Origin of the sequence: Anaeromicrobium sediminis, from assembly GCF_002270055.1 — a bacterium.
In the GTDB taxonomy this organism is placed as follows: Bacteria; Bacillota; Clostridia; order Peptostreptococcales; family Thermotaleaceae; genus Anaeromicrobium; species Anaeromicrobium sediminis.
In genome coordinates, this window is the sequence record NZ_NIBG01000024.1 from 15,658 (window position 1) to 28,939 (window position 13,282).

The window sequence follows — 13,282 nt, forward strand, 5'->3', positions numbered from 1 at the left end:
TTTAATTTTTGTTAAATATTTGTTAATCACTTTCCAGCACTCTTACATAAATATGTAAATGCAAGTTCCATTCCAAAACTTGCACAGTTTTAACCCTATTTTTAACTATTTTTATGAAATATATGGTAAAAAGCGCTATTAAAGGATGGTGAATATATTTTTTATATTCACCATCCTTCGTTAATATTATAACAGCCTCTTTTGAGATTGTCAAAAATGTATCATTATTTACCACTTACCAGTGGTAACTGGTAAATAATTTACCACCTATTTTGTTATACTATACTTTTCTATTTTCCTCCTTAAAGTTATTCTAGATATGCCTAAGGCTTGCGCCGTCTTGGTTATATTCCATTTATTTTCCCTCAACACCCTACTTATAGTTTCCATTTCCACATGTTCTAAATTCATTTCCTTAATAGCAGGGGTATTTTGAACACTATAATGACTTATCACATTTTGTGGCAAGTCGTCCACTTCTACGAAGTCATTTTCCTGAAAAATCATAATTCTCTCAATAAAATTCTTTAATTCACGTACATTTCCTTTCCATTCATAGTTTATACATATATCTAAAGCTTCTGGACACATGCCTAATACATTTTTATCCAGTTTATTATTATAACTTTCTATAAAATACTCTATTAAATCTTTTACATCTTCTTTTCTTTCCCTAAGGGGTTTTAAATTTATAGGAATAATATTTAATCTATAATATAAATCTTCCCTGAAGTTTCCCTTTTCAATTTCCTCTAATAAATTTTTATTAGTTGCAGCTATAATATTAGCTGCAAAGCATTTTTCTTTAGTACTACCCAATCTCCTAAACTTCTTTTCTTGTAATACTCTTAAAAGCTTAGCTTGTAATAATATATCCATATCTCCAATTTCATCTAAGAATAGAGTTCCACCATTAGATTCCTCTATAAGTCCACTTTTATGGACCTTAGCATCAGAAAAGGCACCTTTTTCATAACCAAATAATTCACTTTCTTGAAGACTTTTAGGTATTGCCGCACAATTTAAAGCAATATATGGCTTGTCCTTTCTAATTCCATTAAAATGAATAGATTTAGCCACCACCTCTTTTCCCGTACCACTTTCTCCTTGTATTAATATGAAAGTGTCGTGGGGAATATTAGATACCTTTTTAATCACTTCCTTAACCTTTAAGGTATACTTACTGTTTCCCACTAGATTTATCTTATTTTTATTATCCCCCTTGGATAACTCACGGGATTTTTTTATATATTTTATATTATCTTCTATAGTTTTCTTTATTTCTTGAATGTTAAATGGCTTTGTAAAATAATCATTAGCACCTAATTTCATAGCTTCTACTGCTAATTTCACTTCACTTATATAGGTAATCATTATTATGATACATTTTTTGTTTTTACTTCTGACTTTTTCCAGGACTTTCAATCCACTTATACCACCTAAGTTTATATCCACTATTAATATATCCGGTTTATGCTTTTCAAATAGCTTTATACCTTCTTCCCCAGATGAAGCTGTATACATTTTATCTGTGAAGGTTTTTAACCCAAGGCTTAGGGATAATCTAATACTTTTCTCATCATCAATTATTAATATTTTCATGAACTTACTCCCCTTTAAAATTAAGTACAAACTCCGTATATTTTCCTTCTTCACTATTTACAGTTATACTTCCTCCGTTTTCTATGACTATATTGTGAACCACATATAACCCTAGCCCGTTCCCTTCTTCTTTAGTGGTAAACAGAGGGTTAAATATTTTATCTATCATTTCTTTTTTTATGCCATTTCCATTGTCTCTTATTCTTATCTCCACATGGTTATTTTCTGTAGGACCTACCTTCACATGGATAATTCCATATTCACCTACTGCCTGTATACTATTTTTTAGTATATTTACAATAACTTGTCTCATTCCCATAGGATCTATTCTTATAGTAGGAATATTAGGTGATATTTCCTCTATTATGCGTATCATTTTATATTTAATTTGAGAGTTTAATATACTAAGGGCACTATTTATAATATGATATACATTAGCATCTACCCTCTCAGTTTTACTAAGTCTAGTAAAATCCAAAAAGTTAATAACCATATTATTTAAAACATCAACTTCATCATTTAAGGCACTAATTATATCTTCCCTCACATTTTCTTCCTCTATATTATCCTTTAAAACCTCTAATAAATTGGTCATTCCAGCTAAAGGATTTCCTATCTCATGAATTATGGCAGAGGATAATTGCCCCATAGTCTCTAATCTATCTTTTATTTTAAGTTCCTTTTCTAACAGTTTTATTCTAGTTAAATCTCTTAATATACATACTATACTTACAATTTCCTTATCCTCATCTAACACAGGAGATATGACTATATCCACAGGAATTTCTTTATTTTGTATATTATTTATTACAAACTCCCCTTCTATGGACTTTTTATTTTTTAAGCTTATCATTCCCTCAGATAATCCCAATAATTTTAACAACTGATCACTAGACTTGTTCACTATTTCTTTACTTTTTATACCCGTAATATTTTGAGCAGCCTTATTAAAAATAGCAACCTTTCCATGATAGTTTATAACAATCACTCCACTCCCTGCACTTTTTAATATGTTATCTAAATATTTTCTCAAGTTTTTTTCCCTTTTGTGCATAAGCTTAAAGGCTACTATTTTCTTATAGAGTTCAATAGCCATATTCCTAAAAGATATTTCTAGTTCTCTTATTTCACTATTATTATTCAATTTAATATCCTTAGTGTTAAGAACATCTTTATCTATATTATCACTAATTTTTCTAGTATAATTTACAAGATCTTTTATGGGCCTTACAATGCTATTAGCAAGAGAAATACTAAGGATTAATATTAAGCTTAAAATAATTAATAAATAGGAGAGAAATTTACTTTTAATAACATTTATTTCATCCAATATGGACTTTTCATCCTTTTCAACTATAATCATTCCATCGTAATTTTTTATTTTATTAAAGGATATATATACATTACTAAAATCTTTTTTATAGTCTCCCGTGCCTCGTTCATAGGTTTGAGCCAATTCCTTTAAATCCATAGTTTTTCCATCTATATTTACATTTCTCTTTAAATACATTTTTTCATATACATTATCGTGGGGACTTACTAGAGCCTTAGTGTTCGTATCTATTACATATATATCTCCATCATATATTTCATAAGCCTTATTAACAATTTTTTTAATAGCCCTTAAGGGTACTCCCCCTCCTATTATTCCTTCCACCTCATTAGTTATAGGATCAATTATAGGTACAGCTATCATAATATGGGGTTGCTTTACGATGCTACCTACAAACACTTTACTTATATAACTACTTTTTTCTTTCATTACATAATTATAATAATCCCTATCTAAATAACTTCTTTCATAAATTATATCGTTATGAGGCTTACTGTATACAATCTTCCCTTCTGGAGACATGAAAAATACCACATCAATCCAATGATACCCTATATAGGCCTTATCTATTTCTCTTTTTACCTTGTCCATATCCTTAACATTTATATTCCTAGCCAAATACTCTATAACACCCTTTGCATCAGATAAATACTGAGATACCTGATCAGATGTGGTATTACTTATGGTTTCATTTTTATCTATTATTTGCTGTCTAATCTTCTTCGTAAACAAATCATAAGATACAAAAGCCGTTAGTAATATGGATATTAATGCTAAAATTATTATTATTGCTGGTATCTTTACCTTTAAACTTCTAATAAAAACCACATCCCCTCCACATACTATTTTACACCACTTCATCACTATATTCTATATAATCACATTATATAGAATTTTCAATCCTTTATTGACCCATTTTTTCCTAGTAAGTAAAAAGGTCTCCTTTTAAAAGGAGACCTTAATTACTTATTGTTCTTCACTGTTTTTATCTTCGTCTATCATTTTCATTTCATCAATTTTTATTTCATCATCAATCTTAATCTCTTCAACGTCTAATTTCATTTCATCTGCCACTACTTCTCTGTCTACTTTTTGCAAACTTATTTTATTGTCATCAAAAAGTTTATCAAACTCTTCAGCATTTAACGTTTCAACTTCAAGTAAAGTTTCTGCTATTAAATACAGTTTATCCATATTGTCAGTTAAAATTTGTTCAGCTCTTTCATATCCCTTATCTATAATGTTTCTTATTTCAGCATCAATCTTAGAAGCCACTTCTTCAGAGTAATTGCTCTTTGAAGAAAAATCTCGTCCTAAGAACACTTCTTCATCACTACTGTAACTAATTGGGCCTAGTGCATCACTCATACCATACTTAGTTACCATGGCTCTAGCTATAGAAGTAGCCCTTTCTATATCATTGCTAGCTCCCGTACTGATATCATCTAAGACTAATTTTTCAGCCATTCTACCACCAAGCAAACTTACAATTCTTTCTTCCATCTCACTCTTAGTAGTATAAGATTTTTCTTCCTTAGGTAGGTACATGGTAAATCCGCCAGCTCTACCTCTTGGAATTATAGTTACTTGATGTACTGGATCAGAATTCGGAAGCATCTTAGATACTACAGCATGACCTGCTTCATGGAATGCTGTAAGCTTCTTATCCTTTTCCGTAATAACTTTACTCTTTTTCTCTGGTCCTGCAATAACCTTAGTTATAGCTTCTTCCACAATAGGCATTTCAATTGTCTTTTTATTAGCTCTAGCAGATAAAAGAGCCGCTTCATTCATTAGATTTTCTATATCTGCTGGAGTAAATCCAGGAGTTCTTTTCGCTAATACTTTTAAATCCACATCATCTGCAAGAGGTTTGTTTCTAGCATGAACTTTTAGTATAGCCTCTCTACCTTTAACATCAGGTACTCCAACCATTACTTGACGGTCAAATCTACCTGGTCTTAAAAGTGCTGGGTCTAATATGTCTGGTCTATTTGTAGCCGCAATTATTATTATTCCCTCGTTTACACCAAATCCATCCATTTCTACTAGTAATTGATTTAATGTTTGCTCCCTTTCATCGTGTCCACCGCCAAGACCGGCTCCCCTTTTTCTACCTACAGCATCTATCTCATCAATAAATACTATACAAGGAGATTCTTTTTTAGCTTGTTCAAATAAATCTCTAACACGAGAAGCACCAACACCTACAAACATTTCAACGAAATCAGAACCACTTATACTGAAAAATGGAACTCCAGCTTCTCCTGCCGTTGCACGAGAAAGATAAGTTTTCCCAGTTCCTGGAGGTCCAACCATAAGGATACCCTTTGGTATTCTAGCTCCTAGTTCTATATATTTTCTTGGATTCTTAAGAAAATCTACAACTTCTTGTAATTCTTCCTTTTCTTCTTCTAAACCTGCCACATCATCAAACGTAACTTTCTTATGTTCATCTTCCTTGTGCAGTTTTGCACGACTTTTACCAAATGACATAACACGACTTCCGCCCCCTTGGGACTGTTGCATAAATATGAACCAGAATGCCCCGAATATTAAAATCATAAATATGGTCGGAAGTATTTCAAAGAACCATGGAGTTTTTGCTGGAGGTTGTGCAGTCACCTTTAGCTTTCCTGCTTTTATTTGAGGAAATATATATTCTTGCACCAATGCTTCTGATTTTATTACAGAAGGTATATATGTTTCAAAAGGCTTATTACCTTTTAGTGTTCCAGTTACCTTATTTTCCACAATATCTATCTCAGATATATTTCCCTTTTGAAGCTCTACTATAAAGTCTGATATCCCTATTTCTAATCTTTCTTGTGTTGGCTGACCATAAAACTGCACAATCAAGATTATTACTACGAATATTAGTATGTAAAAGCTAGCTCCCCTAAAAAACTTCTTCAACAGAAGCCCTCCCTTCTATTATTTCACTATACATCTTTTAATTTTATCATATTTTTAAATTTTTAAAAAGGATTCCTTTAGTAAACATGAATTATATGCAATTCTATTATTCCTGTATATAACTCACCCTCAAAATTCTTTCAGAATTTTTTTTCACTTTACCCAAACTACTTCTTCTATAACCTACTACCCATAATATTTCATCATCACTTACTAATATGGGTATTTCACTTCTTTCATCCTTTGGAATTTTTTCATCTATGAAATAATCCTTTAACTTTTTCGTACCATTAAGACCTAATGGTTTGAATTTATCTCCATTACGCCTATTTCTAATAAACAATTCTTTAGTTTCATTAAAATCAAAGTACATATTATATTTACCATTATTAGAAGAATTATATTCATCCATACTTACAATTTCTCCATAAATATATCCATTTAATTCTTCTATATAGATTTTCTTTCCTATTTCCACAGGATATAAGAAATCTTTATTCTTTGAATTTTCTCTTTTTTTAATAACTACTTTTTCATACTTTACTAGGGATATGAGATTTTTAGGTAAATCTATAGTACTTCCACTCCTAGCCATTCCTATAAACTTTATTAGTTCTTCCACATGTTTTTTTTCTATATTTTTCAAATCACTACATATGTATAATATACATTCCCTTATTATTCTTCTCTGAATTGCTTTATGACATTTATTAAATTCTAGTCTATCTATTATTACTTTGCCCACTTCTTCTTTTATTACCCTATTATAAGATTCTTTCACACATTCATCTAAAAATTTTTTGTCTTCTCTTATTAATTCTGATGTTCTAAAGAGTGTTTCTTTTATATTTCTATTAAAATGCTCACTTATATAGGGAATTAATTCTAGTCTTATTCTATTTCTTGTGTATATGGACTCTAAATTAGTTTTATCTATTCGTGGGTTCAAACCATGTCTTTCACAGTATTTTTCTATTTCTTTTCTTCTAATATTTAAAATTGGTCTAATTATTTCATCTCTTTTATAATCCATAGCACAAAGACCTTCTATTCCACTACCACGCATAAATCTCATAAGCATAGTCTCTGCTTGGTCATCCAGATTCTGTGCTACAGCAATTTTCTTTGCCCCTACTTTTCTTAAAACCTCATAAAAATATTTGTATCTTAACTCTCTGCCTCCCTCTTCAAAACTTCTACCCTTCTTTTTACTATATTCCTCTACATTTTCACTATATACATAGCAGGGAATTTTTAATTTAGTACAAAATTCATGAACATATTGAGCATCTTCATCTGCTTCCTTTCCTCTATATTTGTGATTTAAATGAACTCCATATATTTGAATATTATACTTTTCTTTAATTGTAAAAAGTAAGTGTAACAAAGAAATAGAGTCAGGACCTCCTGATACTCCAACTACTATTTTTTCATTAACTTCTATTAAATTATATTCTTCAATGGTTTGCAAAAACTTCTCTAGCATATTTTTAGCCTCACTCTGTATATATTGTAGTACTTCTATACAATTAGTCCAAAATCCTCTTTAAATTCAGGATTAATACACTTAAAAAAAATACGATACTAGATACTAACATATAATTAGCCACCTTGTCTATTTTAAATTTTATTTTTGCCATTCTTATGATTTCATGGCTTTTTTCTAAGGATTTTACTCTCCTCAAAAAACCTTTAAGAGTAATATTTCCATTTAATCCATCCTTTAATAATTTCAATTCTCTAAAATCCATACCAAAGTCTTGGCATTTTCTAATTAAGAGATCTGCATTTCCCTTTCCCTTTATGAAATCATTTTTTAAAATCATATTAATAACTAGCATGGTCAAGCTAAATAGATCATAACTTTCCTCAGCCCGCCTAATTCCTTTGTTAAATTTACTTCTGTCGTACAAGAGGGTAAACTCTCTTAAACTTTCCCCTTTTTTACTCACACCGCCCATATCTATAATCTTTATTTCATTATCATTCATAAGCATTACATTTTCAGCTTTTAAATCTCCATATATATATGCTTTCTTATGGATATACTCAAGAAAAGAACCTATTTCTCCAGCTATTTTCCATATATCCACTTGGTTCAATTCATTTTCTTTTATATATCTCCCTATATTTTTACCATTAAAAAAATCCATTACTATGAAATAATAAACCTTACCTCCCATTTGAAAATCATCCATGTCATAAACATTTGGAGTATAAGAACTTTTTAATTCATTTAAAAACTTATGTTCCCTAGTTATTGAATTTATATCATCCGCCATCTTTAAGGCTTTTATGTTTTTATTATTGTCCATAACCTTATAAACAGCTCCAATTCCTCCTTGGCCTATTTTTTCTATTATTTCATATGTATTTTTATTCCACTTTCCTCTTATAACTTTAATCATAATTTCACCTACATAAAAACTAAACTCTCAATTGATAATTTGAGAGTTTAAATATTTTAGTCTATTGAATATATAAAATGTATTTTTCAGATTACCTACACTATGTTATCTCGAAGGAAACCTTCTTCCAATATTTCTTCCTTTTCATTCTCTATAAGTCTTACTGCACCTTTTATAGCCATGGCCGTAGGAGTAGTTCCTCCGCATTTTAATTCATTTACTTTCACTTTTATTAAATCTAAATCATTAGTAAAATCACATATAACTTTATAATATTCCTCCTCATGAGGAAATCCTATTAGAGCAACTTGACTTTCTCCAACTCTACCTATTAGACTATCTATCAAATCTATGATACTTTCCTTTGCCTTATCCATTCTGTGGACCATACTTGAACTACAATCCATTAAAATACAGCATTTCAAGGATATATTCTCAGATAATTTATCTACATACTCTACAATTTTACTTCTATCCTTAGGACTTATGCCATTCATATTAGTCCCTAATAGTTCTTGTAACTCCTCGTTAACCACATTATGTATAGTCATATTCACAGTCTTTTGAGTCATAACACACATGGTTTGCCCTAATTTTTCCATAGTAGATTTTTCCCACACGCCACCACCTGCATTGGCTATGTTCTCAATCTCCAATAGACACTTCTCATTAGATTCATTTTCCTTTACTATTCCAATAGCATTAACCACTATTCCCTTTTCCTTAGCCAACTTAGATTCATACACAGGATCTCCACCTATATTAGACTTCCCATCCGTAGCTATTATAATTTGTTTTATCCATGTATCATTCATAAATACACCTCCCCTTTATCATAAGTATTTTCCATTTTTTTCATATATTATACTCCCAATTAAGCATCTCATACTTATCTGTCCATATATGAAAAAATATGACCTCTAAAGGTGAGTAGTTTTATTTGATTCACCTACTCTTTTAAAAACCAACAAACTACCGCTATCTACAAGTTTCTATAAATGAAAAATTTTTATAAGATGGAACATCAGTATACATTCCGCTGCAAACAATTATGAACTTTCTACAGTAACTATAATATTTACACTCCATAATCTGATAGTGACTTACCTTATAAAGTATTTTTCATTTATATAAACGCCGTAGATTCACACAAATCTAATTTAAACAAAACAAAACCTTTAGATTAAAAATCTAAAGGTTTTACATACACTATGCACATTGATTAGGAGACCACATTTTAGATACTAAAACGGTCATATCATCCTTTACTTCATTATCATACTTAACTATAGCCTCATCTAATAATTTATCAGCTATATCTTGAGGATTTCTGCTCTTATTGTTTTTCAAGAAGTCTAATACCCACTCCTCTTTATCCGCATCACTAATACCATCTGACATCATGATTACAAAATCACCCTCATCAAGTTTGTATCCAAAGGTTTCTATATCCACATTATTCAAGATTCCAATTGGTAATGAAGTTGATTTTATAGGCTCCACATCTCCATTTTTTCTTTTAATATAGCTAGATGCTGCCCCTATCTTTACAAATTCCACTTTACCTGTGTATAAATCCACCATGGACAAATCCATAGTAGAGAATATCTCGTCAGAGGATTTTAATACTAATATGGAATTTATGGTCTTTATAGCCAAGTCCTTCTCAAAACCCGCTCCCATAAGTTGTTCTAATATATTTATAGTTACTTTACTCTCTTTATTAGCTTTCTCACCAGAACCCATACCATCACTAAGGGCTATCATATGCTTACCCTCTTCTAAATCTAAGAAGGAATAATTATCTCCACAGATCCACCTATTATCCTTAGCAACCCTAGCTACACCTGTTGCTATTCTATACTTATGAGCTTCTTCTAAAACAAATACACACTTATCATCACCTACACTACACATACGCTTTTTACACACCAAGTCCTTTCCTACAACGTCAGACACTAAACCAATTATTTTCTCCTCACACTGTCCTCTGCCATAACATGTCCTTTTTTGTATTTCTATTTCAAACTTATTTTCTTTCTCTAAAACATTTATTTTATCCACTTGAATTTGTGCTTTATCAAAGGCCACGTATAAAGCATCTTCCACATGGGTTAAAAAGTTTACATTATTGTTCATATCCTCAGCTAAATTATTAAATATTTCAGATATGCCTTCAAATTGTTCTCCTACCAGCCTTCTATTTTCTAGAATTTTTTTCTCCCAATGATAATTTAATTTCCAAATTTCAAATCGATCTCGTATAGATTGGGTTAATAGATCTACCTTAATACATCTTTTCTTTAATATTTTAGGAACTTTACTATTTTTCAATGCCCCTTCAGTTTCTAATAGGGAAATACTCTCCACCACTCCATTGTACATGGAATAGAAATTATTTTGCCAACAACTTCTGCACATACCACAATCAGAACATACTTTGCCAGCTACCTCATCAACCATCCTAGAAACTTCTTCGTTATCTATTTTCCTCTCTTTATCTGCTATATTCTTATATGTGGATGCCAAATCTAAAAATGCACTGGAATACTCTTTTAATTTTTTCACACCTATATTCTTTATCTTTTCACTGTATAGACCATCCTCTGTAGTATTGGACCCCACAAAATTCTTTGTATAATCTAATACGGATTTAGGCATAAATAAAAACATTATAAAAGCAATTATCATTTCCTCATGTTGTATAAATACTTCTGTAGTACCATTAACATAAAATGTAAGTATTATATTTCCAAGGAGCATACCCACTATGGATGCCCATTTACCTAGATCCTTAAAAATACCAGAAAGTAGTCCACAAAATCCATATATGCCAACTATATACGGAGCATCAATACTAGACATACTAGTGATAATACCTATAGTTATACCCGTACTAGCTCCAATACTAGCTCCCCCATTATATGCAAATAATATGACTATTAATATTCCAAACATATTTTTAATTTGATAACTTCCAATAAATAAATCCGAAAGACCAGAAATAACAATAGATACAAAAATCCCCATACACACTACTTCTTCATTAGACAATACACTTCTATTAGACCTTTTTAAAAACACAGGTACTGAATAGTAGAGTATGTAAGTAAATACAAAGACTACTAAAGCCTCAAATAGTAACATTAACAGGTCATATAGATATAATCCATTTAAATAAATATATATACTTCCTGATATTAAAATACTTACAGAAGATATGATTCCTATAACATGGGGCTTATAATTTATCTTTTTCATATAATAAAAAACAGAATAAGCTATTATCATTCCAAACATATACTTTCCCATATTGAAATCCATTCCAGTACTAGCTATTCCCCCTAAAACGGATACTGACAAATATACATTTTTTCTATTTTGGCTAACTAAAAAACCAAATAGTGCAATCCCAAAGGGAGCTAGTCCACCTAATATATGAGCTCGTCCCAATAAAAAAGCTCCTATTATGAAAATCACCACATCTTTACTATAAAAATTTTTTAATATATCTGAATTTCCATACTTGAAAACCGAATCTGTAGGGTCTGCATATTGACCGTCATATGAAAATGCATTGTATTTTTCCATTTAATCACCGCCTTCGATTTGTTAGTGCAAATTATATCACGTAGAAATTTAAATTTTTTGTCAACTTAAGGGGGTAATATACAAAGAAATTTTAGACATATGACGATTTTATATAACAGAAATTTACCATTTTACTTTGTTTTTAGATAAAAAATAAAACTATGCTCCATTTTGAGCATAGTTTTTATTGTCATTCTTTGACTATATTAAAATTTTTATGGAATATTTTTTTTAATTTGTCAAATAATATATATTATTTTCTTGAAAAAAGCCTTTTCCCATTACTTAATATAATATTTTTTTACTTATAACGATCCTTTTCAAATACTTCTTTTATATTTTCTTTAGATGCAAGGGCAAGCATAAGTTTAATTCTAGCCTTTTGTCCAGGAAGGCTTCCTCCAAATATAACACCAGCTTGGCGCAATTCTCTACCAGCTCCCTTATACCCATAAGTATCTAATACTCTTCCCATATGACATCTTGAAACCATTACTACTACTGTACCCTTTTCTATGGCATATTTAACTCCATCTACCATTAGAGGTGGGATGTTTCCCCTTCCCATTGCTTCTAGTACAATACCCTTAGCACCTGTATCAACACAATATTTTATTAATCTTGAATCCATTCCTACTGCTGTTTTTATTAAATCTACTCTACTTTCAACAGAATCCGTTTCTATATAAGTATGTTTAGTAATATCTCTATAGAATATTACTTCATCGTTATCAACTATTCCCAAAGGTCCGAATTCTAGTGATTTAAAAGTATCTAATGTTAAAGTATGAGTTTTAGTCACTTCATTTGCTGCATTAACTTCATTATTCATAACCACTAAAACACCTTTATTTTTTGCTTCTTCACTAATAACCGTACATATGGCTGCTGAAATATTACTAGCCCCATCGTAACCTAACTCTGAGTTACTTCTCATAGCTCCTACAACAATGACTGGCTTGTACGTGTTAATAGATAAATCTAGAAAATAGGCCGTTTCTTCTAAAGAGTCTGTCCCATGAGTTACTACCACTCCAGTTATATCGTCCCTTGCTACCAATCTCTTTATTAACTTTGATAATTCAAGCATCTTTTCAGGAGACATATGGGGTCCAGGGATTCTAGCAAGCTCTATCGGTTCTATATCTGCATACTTATCTATATCCGCTACCATGGACATGATTTGTTCTCCAGATAAAGCAGGAATTGCCGCTGATATTTTAGGGTCTATTTTCATAGATATGGTTCCACCAGTAAATACAATAGCTACTTTTTTTCTCATTAATATCCTCCTCTATATACTTTTAAAGTGTCTACCCTTATTTTACTATATAATCAGTTTATTTTTATTAATTTGTCCCAGTTCTTTAATTTGTTAAGTGATTAGTATTTAATTCTTAATTATTTTAATTTTAAGTGAAACTAATTTTAA

General features: G+C 30.5%; 8 protein-coding genes. All 8 read right to left on the reverse strand.

Translation table 11 applies throughout. The annotated features are described in order from the left end of the window. Positions 1-267: 267 nt before the first annotated feature. The 8 genes from CCE28_RS18345 to CCE28_RS18380 all read right to left on the reverse strand — a co-directional run bounded on the left by CCE28_RS18345 (position 268) and on the right by CCE28_RS18380 (position 13,132). Positions 268-1,602, reverse strand: a complete 1,335-nt coding sequence (locus CCE28_RS18345; protein WP_095135189.1) for a sigma-54-dependent transcriptional regulator — start codon at positions 1,600-1,602, stop codon at positions 268-270. A gap of 4 nt (positions 1,603-1,606) precedes the next feature. Then, entirely contained in the window at positions 1,607-3,796 is a 2,190-nt protein-coding gene (locus CCE28_RS18350) for an ATP-binding protein (protein WP_095135190.1), read from the reverse strand. A 105-nt stretch (positions 3,797-3,901) separates the two neighbouring features. Next, entirely contained in the window at positions 3,902-5,851 is a 1,950-nt protein-coding gene (gene ftsH, locus CCE28_RS18355; RefSeq protein ID WP_095135191.1) for an ATP-dependent zinc metalloprotease FtsH, read from the reverse strand. 106 nt (positions 5,852-5,957) lie between these two features. Then, entirely contained in the window at positions 5,958-7,337 is a 1,380-nt protein-coding gene (gene tilS / locus CCE28_RS18360) for a tRNA lysidine(34) synthetase TilS (RefSeq protein ID WP_095135192.1), read from the reverse strand. A gap of 43 nt (positions 7,338-7,380) precedes the next feature. Then, positions 7,381-8,259: a protein kinase domain-containing protein gene (locus CCE28_RS18365; RefSeq protein ID WP_095135193.1), complete on the reverse strand. Its 879-nt coding sequence runs from the start codon at positions 8,257-8,259 to the stop codon at positions 7,381-7,383. 95 nt (positions 8,260-8,354) lie between these two features. Next, positions 8,355-9,074 carry a vWA domain-containing protein gene (locus CCE28_RS18370; RefSeq protein ID WP_095135194.1) on the reverse strand — a complete coding sequence of 240 codons (720 nt, stop codon included), beginning with the start codon at positions 9,072-9,074 and terminating at the stop codon, positions 8,355-8,357. A 394-nt stretch (positions 9,075-9,468) separates the two neighbouring features. Next, complete coding sequence (gene spoIIE / locus CCE28_RS18375; protein ID WP_095135195.1) at positions 9,469-11,850, reverse strand: stage II sporulation protein E; 2,382 nt, start codon at positions 11,848-11,850, stop codon at positions 9,469-9,471. 301 nt (positions 11,851-12,151) lie between these two features. Next, positions 12,152-13,132 (reverse strand): asparaginase, encoded by a 981-nt coding sequence (locus CCE28_RS18380; RefSeq protein WP_095135196.1) that lies wholly within the window; start codon positions 13,130-13,132, stop codon positions 12,152-12,154. Positions 13,133-13,282: the final 150 nt, after the last annotated feature.